The organism is Pedobacter endophyticus (assembly GCF_015679185.1).
Taxonomy (GTDB): Bacteria; Bacteroidota; Bacteroidia; order Sphingobacteriales; family Sphingobacteriaceae; genus Pedobacter; species Pedobacter endophyticus.
The window spans coordinates 3303432-3322415 of the sequence record NZ_CP064939.1; the positions used below are offsets into that span (position 1 = coordinate 3303432).

20 protein-coding genes are annotated in these 18984 nt (G+C 40.8%); 13 read left to right on the forward strand and 7 right to left on the reverse strand.

Annotated elements, in window-relative coordinates:
• Positions 1-69 precede the first annotated feature (69 nt).
• Complete coding sequence (locus IZT61_RS13365; RefSeq protein ID WP_196097397.1) at positions 70-1554, forward strand: YfgM family protein; 1485 nt, start codon at positions 70-72, stop codon at positions 1552-1554.
• Positions 1555-1895: 341 nt separating this feature from the next.
• Here IZT61_RS13365 and IZT61_RS13370 read toward each other — a convergent pair whose 3' ends face one another.
• From IZT61_RS13370 to rsfS, 4 genes are all read right to left on the reverse strand, one after another.
• The gene (locus IZT61_RS13370; protein ID WP_196097398.1) at positions 1896-2975 is read right to left on the reverse strand and encodes a 3-oxoacyl-ACP synthase III family protein; all 1080 of its coding nucleotides are present in this window, start codon (positions 2973-2975) and stop codon (positions 1896-1898) included.
• 585 nt (positions 2976-3560) lie between these two features.
• The gene (locus IZT61_RS13375; RefSeq protein ID WP_196097399.1) at positions 3561-4205 is read right to left on the reverse strand and encodes a LutC/YkgG family protein; all 645 of its coding nucleotides are present in this window, start codon (positions 4203-4205) and stop codon (positions 3561-3563) included.
• A 66-nt stretch (positions 4206-4271) separates the two neighbouring features.
• Complete coding sequence (gene ftsH / locus IZT61_RS13380; protein ID WP_196097400.1) at positions 4272-6290, reverse strand: ATP-dependent zinc metalloprotease FtsH; 2019 nt, start codon at positions 6288-6290, stop codon at positions 4272-4274.
• A 31-nt stretch (positions 6291-6321) separates the two neighbouring features.
• Positions 6322-6696, reverse strand: coding sequence for a ribosome silencing factor (gene rsfS, locus IZT61_RS13385; protein WP_196097401.1), 375 nt, complete (start codon positions 6694-6696; stop codon positions 6322-6324).
• A 134-nt stretch (positions 6697-6830) separates the two neighbouring features.
• Here rsfS and IZT61_RS13390 point away from each other — a divergent pair, with 134 nt between their 5' ends.
• From IZT61_RS13390 to pfkA, 4 genes are all read left to right on the forward strand, one after another.
• On the forward strand, positions 6831-7517 hold the full coding sequence (locus IZT61_RS13390; RefSeq protein ID WP_230383684.1) for a biotin--[acetyl-CoA-carboxylase] ligase: 687 nt from the start codon (positions 6831-6833) through the stop codon (positions 7515-7517).
• A 7-nt stretch (positions 7518-7524) separates the two neighbouring features.
• A complete protein-coding gene (locus IZT61_RS13395; RefSeq protein WP_196097403.1) occupies positions 7525-7974 on the forward strand; it encodes a protein-disulfide reductase DsbD N-terminal domain-containing protein in 450 nt (149 codons plus the stop codon).
• Positions 7975-8119: 145 nt separating this feature from the next.
• On the forward strand, positions 8120-9817 hold the full coding sequence (locus IZT61_RS13400) for a protein-disulfide reductase DsbD family protein (RefSeq protein ID WP_196097404.1): 1698 nt from the start codon (positions 8120-8122) through the stop codon (positions 9815-9817).
• Positions 9818-10801, forward strand: coding sequence for a 6-phosphofructokinase (pfkA, locus tag IZT61_RS13405; RefSeq protein WP_196097405.1), 984 nt, complete (start codon positions 9818-9820; stop codon positions 10799-10801).
• Positions 10802-11060: 259 nt separating this feature from the next.
• On the opposite strand, the gene IZT61_RS13410 is transcribed toward pfkA, so the two are convergent.
• Entirely contained in the window at positions 11061-11384 is a 324-nt protein-coding gene (locus IZT61_RS13410) for a heavy metal-binding domain-containing protein (protein ID WP_196097406.1), read from the reverse strand.
• 95 nt (positions 11385-11479) lie between these two features.
• Positions 11480-12001, reverse strand: coding sequence for a 5' nucleotidase, NT5C type (locus tag IZT61_RS13415; protein ID WP_230383685.1), 522 nt, complete (start codon positions 11999-12001; stop codon positions 11480-11482).
• A 143-nt stretch (positions 12002-12144) separates the two neighbouring features.
• Between IZT61_RS13415 and IZT61_RS13420 the strand changes: the two genes are divergently transcribed.
• From IZT61_RS13420 to IZT61_RS13450, 7 genes are all read left to right on the forward strand, one after another.
• A complete protein-coding gene (locus IZT61_RS13420) occupies positions 12145-12705 on the forward strand; it encodes a 30S ribosomal protein S16 (RefSeq protein ID WP_196097407.1) in 561 nt (186 codons plus the stop codon).
• Positions 12706-12874: 169 nt separating this feature from the next.
• Entirely contained in the window at positions 12875-13402 is a 528-nt protein-coding gene (gene rimM, locus IZT61_RS13425) for a ribosome maturation factor RimM (protein WP_196097408.1), read from the forward strand.
• A gap of 105 nt (positions 13403-13507) precedes the next feature.
• Positions 13508-13942: a hypothetical protein gene (locus tag IZT61_RS13430; protein ID WP_196097409.1), complete on the forward strand. Its 435-nt coding sequence runs from the start codon at positions 13508-13510 to the stop codon at positions 13940-13942.
• Between the two features lie 54 nt (positions 13943-13996).
• Positions 13997-14605, forward strand: a complete 609-nt coding sequence (locus IZT61_RS13435; RefSeq protein ID WP_196097410.1) for a putative periplasmic lipoprotein — start codon at positions 13997-13999, stop codon at positions 14603-14605.
• A 66-nt stretch (positions 14606-14671) separates the two neighbouring features.
• A complete protein-coding gene (gene trmD, locus IZT61_RS13440) occupies positions 14672-15346 on the forward strand; it encodes a tRNA (guanosine(37)-N1)-methyltransferase TrmD (RefSeq protein ID WP_196097411.1) in 675 nt (224 codons plus the stop codon).
• 137 nt (positions 15347-15483) lie between these two features.
• Entirely contained in the window at positions 15484-15831 is a 348-nt protein-coding gene (rplS, locus tag IZT61_RS13445; protein WP_196097412.1) for a 50S ribosomal protein L19, read from the forward strand.
• Between the two features lie 70 nt (positions 15832-15901).
• The gene (locus IZT61_RS13450) at positions 15902-17077 is read left to right on the forward strand and encodes a mechanosensitive ion channel family protein (RefSeq protein ID WP_196097413.1); all 1176 of its coding nucleotides are present in this window, start codon (positions 15902-15904) and stop codon (positions 17075-17077) included.
• Between the two features lie 574 nt (positions 17078-17651).
• Here the strand turns inward: IZT61_RS13450 and IZT61_RS13455 are convergent.
• The gene (locus tag IZT61_RS13455) at positions 17652-18311 is read right to left on the reverse strand and encodes a phosphatidylserine decarboxylase family protein (protein ID WP_196097414.1); all 660 of its coding nucleotides are present in this window, start codon (positions 18309-18311) and stop codon (positions 17652-17654) included.
• 179 nt (positions 18312-18490) lie between these two features.
• Here IZT61_RS13455 and IZT61_RS13460 point away from each other — a divergent pair, with 179 nt between their 5' ends.
• On the forward strand, positions 18491-18787 hold the full coding sequence (locus IZT61_RS13460; protein WP_196097415.1) for a hypothetical protein: 297 nt from the start codon (positions 18491-18493) through the stop codon (positions 18785-18787).
• Positions 18788-18984: the final 197 nt, after the last annotated feature.

Sequence of the window (18984 nt, forward strand, 5' to 3'; positions counted from 1 at the left end):
TAAGTGTACATATCCGTAAAGTGTAATTAATATTGCTGTAGCTTCAACAGTATAGAATTCTTATATACAATGATTAAAAACATTCGTTTCTTTGTTTTAACCGTTCTCCTTACCGCTCCGCTTTCCTTATTTGCCAATTTCGACTTTAATAACAACTGCCTTAACGCCTATCGGAGCATCTTTGAATTGAAGCTCGGCAATGCAAGGGCGTACATTTCCACTGAAAAGAAACAACATCCCAATAATTCAATTGTTCCGCTCCTCGAAAATTATGTAGACTATTTTACGATTTTAACCTCCGAAAGTAAGCGTGATTTTGATCGTTTAAAAGGGAATAAGGCAGATCGGTTAGATCGAATAAGCGACGATGATAAAAACTCGCCCTATTATCTATATGCCCAGGCCGAAATAAATTTGCAATGGGCTTTGATTCGTGGCCGCTTTGGCGAATACTTTAATGCCGCAATGGAGGTAAAAAGGGCCAATAGTTTATTGCAGGCAAATGCTAAAAAGTTCCCGGATTTTCACCTGAATCTTAAAGGATTGGGATTAATTAATGCAGTACTTGGGAACCTGCCAGATGGCGCCTTAAAAACCGCGCTTTCTACGTTTGGTATAAAAGGCGACTTGCAAAACGGATTGAACATGTTTGAAACGCTGGCCAATAATTTGCCAAAATCATCATACGAGCCCTTTTATGCGGAGGTTGTTTTTTACTACGCCTACGTGCTTACCGATGTTGCCCACAGCCCTGCCGCTTACTCGAAAACCATGAAGTATACCGAACGCATTGCCGATACCAGCCTGTTAAAAAGTTATTTGCAAAGTTATGTCTGCATCAAAAATTCACACAGCGACCAAGCCATTTCTATTTTATCCAAACGGCCCGAGGGTGGCGTTTACCAGCCTTTCCCTTACCTCGATTATTTAGAGGGCGTAGCTCGGTTAAATAAACTCGATTTAAGCGCCGAAAGCCACTTTAAAAGATTTATTCAGACGAATAAGGGGGTGAACTTTATTAAAGATGCCAACATCCATTTAGGATGGATTTCGTTACTTCGTGGCGATAAGGGAAGCTACAACATCTTCGCCAATAAGGCAATTAGCAGCGGCTATACTTATATGGAGAAAGATAAACAGGCAAAGAACGACGCTTCGGGTGAGGCTCCCAACTTAGACCTTTTGCAAGCACGTTTGTTGTTTGATGGAGGCTATTTATCGCGGGCATTACAGATTTTGTCAGATAAGAGTGCCAGCAATTTCAGTTCAACAAAAGATAAAATCGAATATAGCTACCGTTTAGGCCGTATTTTAGACGATTTAGGTAAAGATGACCAGGCGTTATCGGCCTATCAGGCGACAATAGCCCTAGGTCGCAACCAGAAATACTATTTCGCAGCGAACGCAGCCGTACAAACAGGAAAGATTTACGAGAAGAAGAAGAATATCGCCAAAGCCAAAGAGGCTTTTAATCTCGCAATTTCGATGAAAAACCACGAATACGAAAACAGCATCGAGAGTCAAGCCAAGGCCGGTTTAAAACGGATTGATTGATAGGTTTTTGTTGAGTGACATGTGATTTTTGCGGAAATATCAAAGCTACCATTGACGTTATTCGGTAACTTGTTGATTTACAATTAATTAATCATAAGTTGGTGAAATGGATCGCTAACTACGAACGGTCGTCGTTCCCAATTTAATTGGGAATCCTAAAGCAAAAGAAAGGTTTTAGGATTCCCGCCTGCGCGGGAATGACGGCAAGAATAATTTACGTCATCCGATAGCTATCGGATCATATTGATTTTTGTGAAACAAATTAAGACTCAGTATGATAGCGTTAAAAAACGTTTCTCACTCTTTGCCAAAATCACGTCCATCAATAACCACCCTTCTTGTTAAAACCGATAAACAAATGCATTAATGTGCATACCCGCTCCCACCGAAGCAAAAACAGCCACATCGCCGGGCTTAACTTTATAACCCTTAACCTGCTCGTTTAAAACCAAGTCTAACAAGGTCGGAACGGTGGCAACAGAACTATTGCCCAGCCACGAAATCGTCATTGGAACCAAGTTTTCTGGAACGGTTTCCTTGCCGTAAAGCTTAAATAGCCGTTTCATAATAGCTGTATCCATTTTGCCGTTCGCCTGGTGAACAAAAACGATATTTACGTCCTCAACGCTTAGCCCTGCTTTATCAATTGCTTTCTTAATTACTTGCGGCACCTGGATAACTGCAAACTCATACAGTTTACGACCATTCATTTTCAAATAGAAATTTCCGGTAGTTTCCTCTGGGTGCGAACCCTTGCCCATGATTAACAAATTGCCATAGTTTACCGCGTGCGTTTCGGTTTTATGAGCTAGGATGCCTTTCTTTTGCTCTTGTTCTTCTTTGGCTTCAAAAATTACAGCACCTGCACCATCCGAAAAGATCATGCTATCACGGTCGTGTGGGTCGATAATTCTGCTCAATGTTTCAGCACCGATCACCAATACCCTTTTCGCATCGCCGCTCTTAATAAAGTAATCGGCCTGAATTGCGCCTTGCACCCAACCCGGACAACCGAAGATGATATCATAAGCTACGCAATCGGGGTTAAGTATGCCGAGCTGCTGTTTTACTTTTGCGGCAAGGGAAGGCAAAATGTCTATTCGATTGCTCCCTAAAGGAATGTCGCCAAAATTATGGCAAAAAATAATGTAATCTAAAGTTTCTTTATCTATACCGGCATCTTCAATGGCCTTTTCAGCCGCTTTTGCGCCTATGTGGTTACTCAACTGTTCCGGGCAGGCATATCTGCGCTCAACTATTTCGGTAATCTCTGAGAACTTATGAATAATTTCTTCATTTTCTTTTTCTAATCGACTTCCGTTTTCGAAGAATATCGAGTCGAGGAACTTATCGCCCGAAATAACATTTTCTGGAATATAGCTTCCGGTGCCGGTAATTACCGTATTTATTACTTTGCTCATAATTATAATACCGCATACTAAAACGGTATGTAGTATAAATTTATGGTTAATAAATTAGAAATGGAAATTTTTTTGTTTGAAATAGTCAAATAATTGGCAATGGGCCTTTAAGGGTATTGGCACTTTGCGCCAGAAGTTAATTTCAATAATTGTAAAAAGGGTAAAGATGCTTTTTTTGTCAAATCAGTAACCTATCTTAAAAGAGAGGCAGCTTCACCATCAACGATTGAGTTGAAACAAAGGTAAATAATCTGTACCTTGGATTAATAAAAAAATATAGGGTTATGGTTATAGAAAGAACAAGTGATGAAATTATAATTAGGCTTCCCTCTTACATCAATACAGACGATCTTCAGGCTTAATTGGCTATCTCATTTATAAAGAGTCGGTCTCAAAGTCTGAGGCTACACAAGCTGATGTTGACACCTTAGCTTCAAATGTTAAAAGCGGTTGGTGAAGAGAAAAACAAAGATCGCCTAGATAGCTAAGTAATTTAAGCGTTATCGTCATTTTTGAGCATTAAGATCCCCGCATTCGCGAGGATGACGCACACTAAACATGGGCTGTTTAATTAACTGGCCAAACCTACCTAAAATCATCAATTAAAAATACAAACAGCTCTTTCGGGCCATGTGCGCCGAGCACCAGAGTTTTTTCTATATCAGCAGTACGGCTCGGCCCGGTAATGTTGCTAATCATCGACGGGATTTGATTTCCATATTTATTTTTAATCAGCTGAAAAGCGTCTTTAAGATCGAGGACCAACTGACTCGTTTTGGCAATTACAATATGGTGATGAGGAAAAATGCTCAGTCGCCTTCCTGCAGCGCTTTGGTTGGTAACCATTACACTGCCGTTTCGGGCCACTAATGCTTCGCAAAGCGTAATCCCTACCTCTGCCTGTTCAAAATCCTTATCGGTTTGGTAAAATGGAAACTCGTATTTATTGAAGAAATCTTGTAATTCGGGCTCCCAGCAATAAATTTTGCGCCATTTAAATTTGTCTGCAAGGTGAAGCATGTTTTCAAAAAAATCGATGCCGTCTTCGCAGAAGATGAAGTTTCCGGCCACTGCGGTAAGTTGCTCAGCAAATAACACTTCCAGCTCATCTGTGTTTTTTCTGTAAAGTGGGCTTTCCTCTAAGTTCGGATACGGATTTTCACGCTTCTCTAAAAGCGCTTTCCTTATCTTCTTCAGCATTTTTTCCTTGGCCGTCGTATTGTCTTTCATCATTTAAAAAAAAGCTACCCTAATAATTAAACTAGGGTAGCAAATGTAATTAATTAGAATTGTTTTCTATGCTTCTACTGGAGTAATTTGACCTGTTGAGCCAGCTTCGGTAGAATTCTCGAACAAACGTTTTCCAAATATTTCTTCGAGATCATCTTTAAACAATACTTCTTTCTCGATTAAGATGTCGGCCAATTGGATCAGCTTATCTTTGTTTTCCTGCAATAAATTAATTGCCCTTTGATACTGACTTTCAATTAAAATCGAAATTTCTTTATCGATCGTTAATGCAGTATCTTCAGAATAGGGCTTTGAGAAGTTATATTCGTTCTGACCTGATGAATCGTAATAGGTAATGTTTCCAAGCTTTTCATTCAGTCCGTAAATGGTAACCATTGCCCGGGCTTGCTTGTTTACTTTTTCTAAATCGCTCAATGCGCCAGTTGATATGGTATCGAACATCACTTTTTCAGCTGCTCTTCCACCCATTGTAGCACACATTTCATCCAACATCTGGTGCGGGCGAACGATCAGCCTTTCCTCTGGCAAATACCAGGCTGCACCTAAGCTTTGTCCGCGTGGAACGATGGTAACCTTTACTAATGGCGCCGCATGTTCCAACAGCCAGCTAACCGTAGCGTGGCCGGCCTCGTGAATGGCAATAGCACGTTTTTCGCTAGGCGTTATAATTTTATTTTTCTTTTCTAAACCGCCAACAATTCTGTCAACAGCATCCAGGAAATCTTGCTTATCAACAGCAGATTTGTTTTTTCTGGCCGCTATCAGTGCAGCTTCGTTACATACGTTGGCAATGTCTGCCCCCGAAAAACCTGGGGTTTGTTTTGCTAAGAATTCAGTATCTAATTCTTCCGATTTCTTTAACGGAGTAATGTGAACCTCGAAAATTTGTTTACGTTCAACAACATCTGGTAGGTCAACATAAATCTGTCTGTCAAAACGGCCGGCTCTTAACAACGCTTTATCTAACACATCGGCACGGTTGGTAGCAGCTAAAATAATTACGTGTGTGTTGGTGCCGAAACCATCCATTTCTACCAACAGTTGGTTTAAGGTATTTTCACGCTCATCGTTACCGCCCATTACACCGTTTTTGCCACGTGCACGGCCAATAGCATCTATCTCATCAATAAAGATGATACATGGCGACTTATCTTTCGCTTGCTTGAACAAATCTCTCACCCGGGATGCGCCCACGCCCACAAACATCTCCACAAAATCAGATCCTGAAAGTGAAAAAAATGGCACTTGTGCTTCGCCGGCAACGGCTTTGGCCAATAAGGTTTTACCAGTACCCGGCGAACCCACTAATAAGGCACCTTTCGGAATTTTACCACCGAGATCGGTATATTTTTTTGGGTTCTTAAGGAAATCTACAATTTCCATTACCTCCGTTTTGGCTTCTTCTAAACCTGCAACATCGTTAAAGGTGATATTCACCTGGCTTTCCTTATCGAACAAGGTTGCTTTCGATTTGCCGATGCTGAAAATCTGGCCTCCGCCACCAGCTCCGCCACCCATTCTGCGCATCATGAAAATCCAGAAGCCGATTAAAAGCAATACCGGTAAAATGATGCTTAAAAACCAACTTGCCAATGGATTGCTGCGGTTTTCTGATTGGAATGATACTGGTTTGCGGCCTGCCGGCAATGCTTTTTGCGATTCGGCCAATGCCGCTCTTAAGTCAGCGAACTTTCCACCAAGTTCAAAATATACAGTTGGTGTAGTAGTGTTCGATAAATTTATAGAGCTCGAGCCCTTAAAATTTTTGTATGCAGGCTTGGTTAAACTGTCTTTTTTGATGTAAACCTCGGCCCGAACCAAATCTTCAGTTTGGTAGGCTACAATTCTATCCACATCGCCAGGCAAAAGCATTTGGCTTTCGAAGGTTTCATAGGTTACCTTCTTGCCGCTATCGCTGGTGAAGAAGAATTGAGCAGCAACAATAGCTAATATGATGGCTGCATAGACCCAAAAGATATTAAATTTCGATCCTTTTTGTGGCTTTTTAGGAATGTTTGGAAGCTTTTTCCCCTGCTTATCGTTATTATTTTGATTCTCGTTCATTTGTCTTTGTCAAAATTGTATTTCAATTGGGCTATGCACTTTGATAATTTGTGCTTTCGGCGTCGCCCCAAAGTTCTTCTATGCCATAAAAATGGCGCTTTTCGGTTTTGAAAATGTGCACAACCACATCGAAATAATCGAGTATAACCCAATCTGCCGTTTCAAAGCCTTCCTTATGTCGTGGGTCGGTTTGCGTGGCCTTATAAATTTCTTTTTCTACGCTATCGGCAATGGCTTTCACCTGCATGCCCGAATTTGCGCTCGCAATAATAAAATAATCTGCTACCGATGTATGGATGTTTGTTAGATCTAACCGCACTATATCTTCTCCTTTTTTTTCCTGAATGCCGTGAACAGCTAATTCCGAAAGGTATGTAGAAAGGGCTACTATTTTCTTTTTTACCATTAAAATGCTTTAATTTTGGAATTTTAAATATATAAATTCAACCCTTGCAAAATAACACTTTTTCGACACTATTTGTTGGTCAAAATTTAATCAAATTAAAAGAAGTTGATTCTACAAATAACTTTTTAAAAAAAATGGTGTCAAATTCCGAGCCATTAGCCGAAGGAACTGTAATTATGGCAGACAACCAGTTTGCAGGTAGGGGGCAACAAAACAGCGTTTGGCAAGCACAGCCCGGCAAAAACATCAGCGCCAGCATTTATTTAAAGCCATTTTTTCTTCCCTTAGAGAAGCAGTTTTTTCTCAATATGGCAGTTAGTTTAGCGGTTAGCGAGGCCTTAGCGCAGTTTTTGCCAGATGGAATCAGCGTAAAGTGGCCTAACGACATTTACTTCGGCAGCAAAAAATTGGGTGGCATTTTAATCGAAAATACACTGACAGGCTCATCGATTAAATCGTCAATTGTTGGCATTGGTTTAAATATAAATCAGGAAGAATTTGCAGAAGACATTAAAGAAAGTGCCACATCTGTCATTCAAATTTTACAAAAAAACACTCCGATTACTGAGATTTTAGAGCAAATAGTTATATTTACAGAGAAATACTACTTAGTTTTGAAAGCAGGAAGATACGATTCCCTGCACGATGAATACTTGCAACGCCTTTACAATTACAATATCGCAGCTACTTATAAGCAAAGCGGAACAGTTTTTGAAGGAACTATTAAAGGAGTTACCGACAATGGTAGGTTGCTCGTTCAAACCGAACAGGAGTTGGTTTCTTTCAACTTTAAGGAAATAGAATTCACACACACAAAATAAACACACAATGAAAAAAATCACCATGGCGCTTTCGCTGGTATTATTTACCGTTTTGGGAGCGTTCGCACAAATTGAAAAACCAGTAACCTGGTCGTACGCCGCTAAAAAAGTGAGCAGCACTGAAGCAGTTTTGTATATTAAGGCTACAATTGATGATAAATGGCACATTTATTCGCAAAACATGCAAGATGGAGGCCCTATTAAAACCAGTTTCACGTTTTCGCCTTCTAAAGACTTTTCTCTTATAGGAAAAACCATTGAACCAAAGGCCATTAAAAAATACGAAAGCACTTTTAAAATGAACGTAAGCTACTTCGAAAATGCGGTAGTGTTTCAACAGAAGGTAAAGCTAAACAAAGCGGCTACAACCGTTAAAGGCAAAGTAGAGTTTATGGTATGTAACGATAAACAATGTTTGCCGCCGGATGAAGTTGAATTTAGTATTCCCGTTAAGTAATTGAAAGCAAAATAATTACAAACAGTCCCGACAAACTCGGGACTGTTTCTTTTTTAAGTAAAATCTGCCACCAATTGTGCGTTGCCGGGCGGCGTTTATAAAATTATTACTAATTTCACGCCCTTACGAAAAAACACCCAAACAAATGAAGAAGCTTTTATTATTGCTGTTAACAGCTACGATCTTTTTTGCATTGCCCGCTACCAAAACTTACGCGGCTTTGGTGCAAGATACTTCATCAGCTACGCTGCCCGACGATGTAGTTTTTACAGAGGTGGGATCATCGCAGGATAGTGCAGCGAATGGCATTGTTAAAGATACTGTTAAAGAAAGCAAAGTACAGGCAGATACGCTAACCAAACCCGTCAAGGCCCCTCAAACATCGAGCGCTGAAGAACTAACCCTTTGGCAAACATTTATTACCGGTTTACTAGGTGGTTTCCTGGCGTTTTTAATGCCCTGCATTTTTCCGATGGTTCCATTAACCATAAGTTACTTTACAAAAAGGGCCGGCAGCAAACAAAAGGGAATTGGGCAGGCCATAATATATGGCTTATCAATTATCGTAATCTATGTTGTTTTTGGGCTGTTAATCACTTTCCTGTTCGGCTCGAGCAAGTTAAATGAGTTAAGCAGCAGCGGCACATTTAACTTTGCCTTCTTTATTTTACTTGTTGTTTTTGCAATTTCGTTTTTTGGCGCTTTTGAGATCACGCTGCCAAGCAGCTTTGTTAATAAAATAGATCAGAAGGCTGATAACAGCAAGGGCTTGGGCGGAATTTTCTTCATGGCTGCATCGCTTGCGCTCGTTTCGTTTTCGTGTACGGGACCAATTATCGGAACTTTACTTGTTGATGCAAGTTCTAAAGGTGCAGTATTGGGCCCGGCCGTAGGCATGTTTGGCTTTGCATTGGCACTGGCATTACCGTTTACCTTATCGGCAATTTTCCCCGGGTTTTTAAACAGCATGCCGAAATCTGGCGGTTGGCTAAATAGCGTTAAAGTTTGTTTGGGATTTTTGGAACTGGCACTGGCGTTAAAATTTTTATCGGCTGCCGATTTGGTCTGGCATTGGGAGTGGTTCGATCGCGAGATCTTCCTTTCGTTGTGGATTGTAATTTTTACGCTAATGGGAATTTACATCCTGGGTAAAATCAAGTTTTCGCATGATAGTGATCTCGCATTTGTTTCTGTTCCGAGGCTTTTCTTTGCCATGCTGTCGTTCTCTTTTGCCGTATACATTCTGCCAGGTCTTTGGGGCGCTCCGGTGAGCGTACTGAGTGGCCTGGCGCCGCCTTTTAATACGCAGGATTTTGTGCTTGGTGGCGGTAGCGAAACGGCCTCGGCCCCGACCGATTTTCCATCGACAATAAAATATAGCGAAAAACTGCATCCGCCACGCGGGTTCAATGCCTTTTTTGATCTTGATGAAGGTTTGGCCTATGCAAAAAAAGTAAATAAACCGGTAATGATCGATTTTACCGGACATGCCTGTGTAAATTGCAGGAGAATGGAGGATGAAATTTGGATCGACGCTGAAGTAAAGCGTTTAATTAAGGACGAGTATGTTTTGATTCAGCTTTACGTTGATGAGCGAGCAGTTAAAATGCCAGCAAATAAGGTGCATTACTCAGAAATTCTGCGTAAAAACACCGAGGATCTGGGCGCTTGGAACGCTGATTTTCAGGCAACGAAATACAATACCAATTCGCAGCCCTTTTATGTATTGGCAGGGCACGACCTGAACCCTTTGGTAACACCGCAGGGAGCAATATTTGATGCTAAACAATATGCGCTATATTTGCAGAGCGCTTTAGACATCTACAAAGCAAGAAGTAAATAAATGAATAAGATTAAGAACATTGGCGTTTTAACCTCTGGTGGAGATTCGCCAGGCATGAACGCTGCAATTAGGGCGGTTGTTAGGGCCTCTATTTATTATGATATAGAAGTAACCGGAGTTGTTCGCGGTTATGAGGGACTAATTAACAAAGATTTTATCGCTATGGATCGTAAATCTGTAGCCAACATTATCCAACGTGGAGGCACAATCCTCAAAACGGCCCGTAGTGAAGCTTTCAGAACCGTTGAAGGGAGAAAGAAAGCCTACGATAATATGAAAGAAGAAGGCATTGATGCCTTAGTTGTTATAGGTGGCGACGGAACTTTTACCGGCGCTAATGTTTTCTCCTCAGAGTTTGATTTTCCAATTGTAGGGCTTCCGGGTACCATTGATAATGATTTGGCGGGAACCGATTTTACTATCGGCTACGATTCGGCCCTAAATACGGTTGTTGATGCGGTAGACAGGATCAGAGATACAGCTGAATCTCACGACAGGCTCTTTATAGTTGAGGTAATGGGACGCGATTCGGGCCTTATTGCGTTAAGAAGCGGTATTGGCGTTGGTGCAGAAGCGATCATGATTCCAGAAGCCAACATGAACACCAACGATATATTGCATAAGCTGGAGCACAGCCGAAAAGATAAAGCCTCAAAAATAATTATTGTTGCCGAAGGCGATGATACAGGTGGCGCATTTAAGGTTGGAGAGATTTTGCAAGAGAAATACCCACATTACGATACGAAAGTATCCATTTTGGGGCACATTCAACGGGGCGGAAAGCCAACCTGCATGGATCGCGTTTTAGCGAGCAGACTCGGCGTTGCCGCTGTAGAAGGGTTAATTAAAGGCGAAAGAGGCGCCATGGCCGGGTTAGTAAACAAAGAGATTATTTTTACGCCGTTTAACCATGCCATTAAGCATATTAATGCCGAACAGGTAAGCTCAACGTGGGTAAAACTGATTGATATATTGTCGTTTTAAAAGCCTCACCCTTTGAAAGATTGAAGCTATTGAAAAGACAATACCTCCCTCTCCGGAGGAGAGGGAAACAAAGGACAGTGGTTTAAACCCAAAACTTAAACAAATTTCAATAAAGAAAATACTGATCCTTTACGCCTAAGGTAGCTTAAAGCCTTATGAGATTGGACGGATTTTTACCGCTGTCCGCTAAGTCCCTCCCCTCGGGGGAGGGATCAGGAGGAACAAGCCAAAATGCTAACTTTGGCAGGGTGGGGCTGCTTTAATCCTCTAAAATGACTGCGGTTCCATTGGCACTCACCATAAGCATGCTGCCGCCGTTTCCAACAGTTTCGTAGTCTAAATCGATGCCAACAATGGCGTTTGCACCCAAAGCTGCGGCGTATTGTTGCATTTCGTTCAAGGCGGTATCTTTTCCCTCTCGTAATACACGTTCGTAAGAGCTCGATCGGCCGCCAACGATATCGGTTATGCCCGCAAATAAATCTTTAAAAATGTTTGCGCCAATAATGGTTTCTCCGGTAACGAGACCAACATATTTTACAATTTTTCTGCCCTCAACCGTGGGCGTAGTAGTTAATAGCATAGTTTTTAGTTTGTTGTTTAGAGTGCTTTTTTGGCTGAATGTTACATTTTTGAGCTGAACGGCGTTGTATGTGCCAAAAAAATGGCGGTAAAGATTTACAGCAGCAGCCCGGCAACTTCTTCCCAGGTGTTTACGCGTTCGTAATCGGTAACGAGCAAGTTGTGCGGCGATGTAAACAGCAAGGGCCTACCAGGATAGTTAACGAAATTCTTAATGCGGTCGTCGATCATAATATCGGTGTTTACGATCTTATTGCCGCAGAAGATGATGTGCTGCCAGTCGATAAACGGAAAATGATCGGCAAGCCAATCGTGCTTATCCTTTAAGCAATTCGGAAACTCCATGGCGGCCGAAACAATGTAAACCTCGTATTTTTGTTGCAGCGCTTTAATTACACGTTGGCTATCGGGAATAATTTCCAGATCACGAAAAAAGCCGGGCTCGTTAATATACTCGAACCATTTTTGTTCAACATCTTTGGGAACATGGTGATAGATTTCGTTCCCGGCATCGATTTTCAGATCTAAAGGAACGGTGTAATCACGGTTGTAAAGCTGAATAAATTTCTTAATCGGATCGGCAATTACCTCATCCATATCTATGGCGATTCTTTTCATGGTTTTTTTGCGAATATTTTCGCCAAATCTGCTGAAAATAAAGAAATTAAACTATGTTTTTAATTTACAGTATTTTAGTTATCTTTGCAGCCCCGCAGCATGTAGCTCCGGGAACTATGTTGAATACATAAATACGAAAAGAAATGGCAACTAAAATCAGATTGCAAAGATTCGGTAAAAAAGGAAAGCCTTTTTTCCACGTTGTGGTAGCAGATTCTCGCTCTCCACGTGATGGTAAATTTATTGAGCGTTTAGGTTCTTATAACCCAAACACCAATCCTGCTACTATCGAAATCAACTTCGAGAAAACTTTGGCTTGGGTAAACAGTGGTGCACAACCAACTGATACAGCTCGTGCTATACTATCTTACAAAGGCGTTTTATACAAAAAACACTTAGAAGGTGGTGTTAAAAAAGGTGCTTTAACGCAAGAACAAGCTGACGAGAAATTCACTGCTTGGTTAGACGCTAAAGCGGGCAAAATCTCTGGTAAAACAGAAGGTTTAGCTACTTCTAAAGCAGATGCACGTAAAGAGGCATTAGCAGCAGAAGCTAAGAAAAAAGAAGAAAGAGCAGCAGCAATCGCAGCTAAAAATGCACCAGTTGCAGAAGAGGTTGTTGAAGAAGAAGCTCCAGCTGCTGAAGCTGAGGCAACTGAAGAAGCTCCTGCAGCAGAAGCTACTAAAGAAGAAGGAGCAGAATAATCATAATTATTTTTGTTCACGAAATAGCGTTCCGAATTTCGGAACGCTATTTTTATTTGAAATCGTCATTGCGAGGCACGAAGCAATCTACTTCGTACGATTTCTCAAAAAGAGATTGCTTCATCTGATGGAAAAATCAGATTCGCAATGACGGAATACAACGGAAAGTATGAAACACGAAGAAGCATTTTACATAGGTTACGTTACAAAAACGAGGGGCTTAAAAGGCGAGGTTCAGCTATTTTTTGAATTTGACGACTACGAGAAACTTGATTTCGACGTTGTTTTTGCAGATATGAATGGTAAGCTTGTGCCCTATTTTGTGGCGTCGGCAAAGTTGCAGGCCAATAAAACGGGCTATTTCAACTTCGATGATGTTGACCATATTGATAAGGCACAGCCCCTGTTAAAGAAGAAACTTTACTTGCCGCTTAACCAAATGCCCGAGCGCAATGAAGATGAATTTTTCTACACCGACCTGAAAGGGTTTATGGCGGTTGACGAAACACTTGGCGAGCTTGGCCAGATTGCTGAGGTAAACGAATACCCGCAACAATTTGTAGCTACGGTTTTATACAAAGAAACCGAAATTCTTTTTCCGCTGAACGAAGATTTTATCGTGGAAATTGATGATGAAGAAAAGGTACTTACACTCGATTTACCTGAAGGCTTGCTGGATATTTATCTCCAAAAGTAATTTAGAGCTGCCGTTATCCAGCGAATCCCTGCTTTAAGGGTAATTAATATTTTTTTGTTTTTGAAGCTAATTTGTTAATTTAGAGTTCATCCTAACCAAATTAACATGCTTATCAAAACCTTAAAAACCGCCCTGATTTTTGCTGCAGTATTCACGATCGTGTCTTGCAAAACCGTACAACAAGTCAGTTTAAAAGAAATTAAACCGTTTGTAGGGATCTGGAACGATACCACAAACCCGGGAACCAAAGTCGTTTTTAAAGCCGACGGTAGTTTTTACAATGTGGCGAAAGAGGCTGGAGTGCAGATTGTTACTCATAGCGGTACGTTTAAGGTTTTATCGAGCAATATGTATGTGCTAACGATCTCCGATGCGAGGGCCAATGCAACCTACGATTTAAAGGGCAGGCAATACGCCAACTATTACACGTTAAGCAATGACCATAAAACGATGAAAGTGAGTGGTTATGTTGATGGTAGAAATGGCAGGGAAGGTTTGAAATGGGCAAGTGACCTGGTGAGAGTAAATACATTGAATTGATTGGCATGCGTTTGCTATAAAACTTTTCTGCAGGTTTTCCGTTCTAGCTTTTATATGAAAGGCTTTCTTATTGCGCTAATCGCTGTCTTTTTTCTCGCTGGTTGCAACCAAACTAATCAATCAGACCACGCCATCGCTAACAAAGCGGTTCGTGTAAAAACGCAACAAGATTCGATTGAAGAAGCAGCCTCCAAGGTTTTAACTACATTAAAGGATGAGAATTATGCTGCATTCGCCGCTTTGTTTCACCCTGTTGATGGCGTTCGTTTCTCACCTTATGGTTTTATCGATCCGACGCATAAAAAGGTTTTAGGCAAAGATTTTTTGGAGGCGATTGATAAAAACTGGACTTTAACCTGGGGTCATTTCGACAGCAGTGGCGAAGCGATAAAAATGAAAGTTAAGCCTTACGTTGCACGATTTATTTACAATGCGGATTACTTAAATGCCGAGAAAAAAAGCTACGATTTATTCATTGGACAAGGTAACACTATAAACAATTTAAAGGAAAGCTATCCCGGGCTTCATTTTACTGAATACTATTTTAAAGGTGTAGATGAAAAATACAAGGGGCTCGATTGGACAAGCCTGCGTTTGGTATTTAAAAAGCACGAGGGGTCTTATTACCTGGTGGGGGTAATACACGATCAGTGGACGGTTTAGTTTATTTAAATCATCAAAACTTGACTTCAGACTAAAGACTTCGAACTAAAGACTTAACTTTGCGCCATGCGTTTTGATATTATAACTGTTTTGCCTGCTTTGTTAGAAAGCCCATTTGCACATTCTATTTTGCAGCGGGCGCAAAAGAAGGGGATTGCAGAAATTGTGGTTCATAACCTGCGTGATTACGCAACAAACAAACAAAAGAGTGTAGACGATTACCAATACGGTGGCGGTAGCGGCATGGTGATGAGTATTGAGCCTTTTGCGGCCTGCATTGAGAAGCTTCAGGCGGAGCGGCAATACGATGAAATTATTTTTATGAGCCCCGATGGTGTTACGCTCAACCAGAGCACGGCCAACGAGTTATCTATAAAGAAGAATATCATTATTCTTTGCGGGCATTACAAGGGCATAGATCAGCGCATACGGGATATCTTTGTCACCCGTGAGATTTCGGTTGGCGATTATGTTTTAAGCGGCGGAGAATTGCCGGCAGCGATAGTTGTTGACGCGGTTGTTCGCTTAATACCCGGCGTATTGAACGATGAAACCTCTGCCCTTTCTGATAGCTTCCAAGGCGAGCTTTTAGATGCCCCGGTTTATACCCGTCCGGCCGATTGGCGGGGCCACAAGGTGCCCGATGTTTTATTGAGCGGGCATGAGGCGAAAGTGAACGAATGGAGGCATGAGCAGGCCCTGGAGCGAACAAAACTGCGCCGCCCTGATCTTTTGGAATAGAAGCATTTACAGGAGTTGATTGTGGATTTCTAAAACATTGTGGAAAAAATAAAATTAGTTTTTTTAATTGAAAAAAAATCCCTAATATTGCAATCCGAATTTCACGGGTTGAAATATCGATTTAATAGCTTAAAATCATGGATTTAGTAAAATTTGTTGAAGAGCAGGCCATCGCGAAAAAAGATTTTCCTGCGTTCAAGTCTGGCGATACAGTGAGCGTACACTATAAAATTCGCGAAGGTAATAAAGAACGTGTTCAAATTTACCAAGGTGTTGTAATCCAACGCAACAGTGCTGGTGCTAACGAAACTTTCACAGTTCGTAAAATTAGCAATGGTGTGGGTGTTGAGCGTATTTTCCCGTTCAGTTCTCCAAACATCGAAAAAGTAGAAGTAAATAGCTATGGTAAGGTTCGTAGAGCTAAGTTGTTTTATTTACGTGCTTTAACTGGTAAAGCTGCTCGTATCAAATCATTAAGAAAATAATATTCTTTATTATAAGATATAGCCTTCACGATTAATTTCGTGGAGGTTTTTTTGTTTATAACTTTACCGTATGTTAGATTCTGCATTTTTCGACCAGATATTTTGGGGCAACACCGTAAAGGCTTATTGCTTATTTGGAGGTATCCTTTTTTTTGGCCTCATTTTTAAAAGAATTGTATCAAAGCTATTAAGTAAGCTGCTGTTTAAGCTTTTCGAACGTTTTTCGCAGCCCTCGCACGATCAGGCTTTTGTAGCCCTGCTGATTAAGCCAATCGAAAGCTTCATCCTTTTAAGCACCCTTTACCTTTCCATTAACCAGTTAAAGCACCCCTTAGAGGTTGCTATATTCCATTACAGTAAATTGGTAGGCAAGGTTAAAGAGCAGATTCCGGTTTCAATTGGTGATTTTATCGACAGGATTTTTCTTTTTTTGATCATCCTTTCGGTTTTTTGGATCATTTTAAGAATAATCGATTTCATAAGTCATGTTTTATTGTACAAGGCATCGTTAACAGAAAACAAATCCGACGATCAATTGGTGCCTTTTTTGAAAGAGCTTTTCAAAACCCTCGTAATCTTCATTGGTTTTTTTACGCTGCTGGGCTTCGTTTTCGAGGTAAATGTATTAACGCTGATCACCGGACTGGGTATTGGCGGTATTGCGATTGCATTGGCGGCGAAAGAGAGTTTAGAGAACCTGATCGGCTCTTTTACCATATTTTTAGATAAGCCTTTTACGGTAGGCGATTTGGTGAAGGTTGACGGCGTAGAAGGAACAATTGAAAAGGTAGGCTTTAGGAGTACGCGGATTCGTACAGCTGAAAAAACAATGGCCACCATTCCAAATCGGGGGATGATTGATGGTGTTTTGGAAAATCTTTCTCTGCGCAACTCACGAAAAGTAGGCTTTATCATTGGTTTAACTTACGAAACTAAGCCGGCATCGTTAAAAAAAATCATCAGTGAAATTCAGGAATTAATCAATCAGCATGCTGCTACAAATCAGGATGGAAATGTATCATTTAAGAGCTTTGGCGACTCGGGCTTAAACGTAGAGGTAAATTACTTTGTTACGGAGCTCAACTTTCTCAATTTCCTTAACATCAGACAGGAGATTAACTTAGAGATTATGGATATTGTGCTTCGGAATAACTCTGATTTTGCTTATCCTACGCAAAGGCTCATTAGCGATAGGCCGCTTGCAGCCAATGAGGAAAAGGCCGTTGGCAACGATGCTATTGATTAGCAGCTGGCCTAAAGCTTTACGTACCTATCGTGTGGACACATCTTTCTGGTTAATCACTGTTTTAACGGTGTTGTTCTGAGTTTTAATTTTCAAAGAAAAAATCAATACGTCATGAACGCAAAAAACAACCACCCCTTGCCCCTCCTTGAAAAAAAGGAGGCGAGTCGGACAGTGCTGGCTTTCATGGTTTGCAGGTCAAATGGTTGTAACAGTTGCTACTTCCCTCCTAATTTAGGAGGGGTTGTGCCAAAGGCATCCCTTGGGAGGGGTGGTTAGCATAAAGCCCCACATGACAAGTTATGTAAAAACGTCAATAATAGTATAGCTAAGACCGCGAAGCAGCTACGAAGTAAATCCCCAAGCTATGGAACGCAGAACATCAAAACCGCAGTGCCAAAAGGGGGGCGAGTGAATAGGCAAGGGCGGTAAGATGTAGGTTGTGAATGCTTCGTTCCTGAATGGCTTACAAAAGTAGTTAAAACAGCCTTTTTGCCGAAACAATAATAACGTGGAAATTAAAAAAAAGCCGATTTAGTTTTGCTAAATCGGCTTTCTTATTACTCGTATTCTTTGCTTAACTTAAAGTAGCCAGCGTAGTTATGCCACCTTTTACCACCTGATTAAGTTCTACGTTAACTTTTGTTCCAACCGGAAGAAATACATCAACCCTTGAGCCGAATTTGATGAAACCGAACTGCTCCGCTTGTACCACCTGATCGCCTTCTTTAACGTACCAAACAATTCTGCGGGCCAAAGCTCCAGCTATTTGACGGAACAATACCGGCGTACCATTGGCATGCTGAACAACCGTTGTTGTACGTTCGTTTTCTGTTGATGATTTCGGATTCCAGGCAGCAAGATATTTACCAGGATGATATTTGAAAAATTTAACCACGCCCGATATTGGGTTGCGGTTGATGTGTACGTTTACGGGCGACATGAAAATGGAAACCTGCAAACGTTTATCCTTAAAATATTCACCTTCTTCAGTTTCTTCAATTACAACTACTTTGCCATCGGCAGGGCAAAGCACAAGGTCGTGGCCAGATGAAAAAGTACGGCCCGGATTGCGGAAAAACTGCAATACGATAATTAATAAAGCTGCCGAGAAGATGTAGATAAACCAGCGTAACCAGGTGATGTCGTAATATTTATAATCGACAACTGCATTGATAACAAAAATAAGTAAAACCGTTACGGCTATTGTGGTATAGCCCTCTTTATGTATGGTCATTTTGCGTTTTTATTTATAGGGCAAAGGTGCGAAAAATAAATTACACTGAAAGTAATGCACATACAAAGCTTCTGTGATATTCATTAAAAAAAATAGTATTTACAACCATTAGGAATAATCAATCTTTGTGTTTATCTTTATTCAAACCTTATAAGTGGCTCACTATTAATATCCCAACTATGAAAAAACTAATTTTTTTAATGGCATTCGTTGCCATATCTTTTGCAGGCTTTAGTAATGAAGAAGCTGGCACCATCAAAAAATCTACAAAAAACAACAAAGAAAAAATTGTAAAAAAGATTAAGGCAGTTAATAAGATAAAACCAGAGAAACGAATGGACTGCTACGCCGTACAAATGAACACCAGTTGTGGCACGTTTAACGAAACGATGTGCAGTGAGGGAGGAACACCTCGACAGCGACAAGAAGCGTTCGAGGTGTTGACAGAAATGTACGATAATGCCATTTGTGAATAAGCTTTAATTACCAAAATCCACTTATAAGGTTTTATTATAATTCGTTTTTTCATGATGAAGAACGATTCATCTTTCGCCGCTAAATTTATAAGCGTCTCAACAATTAATACTGAAATATTTTACCCGCATGTAACAAAGCGGGAACGGTGAATGCTCAGCAAATAAAATCGTTTTATTGAGTTGCTTTTCAAAGCTCC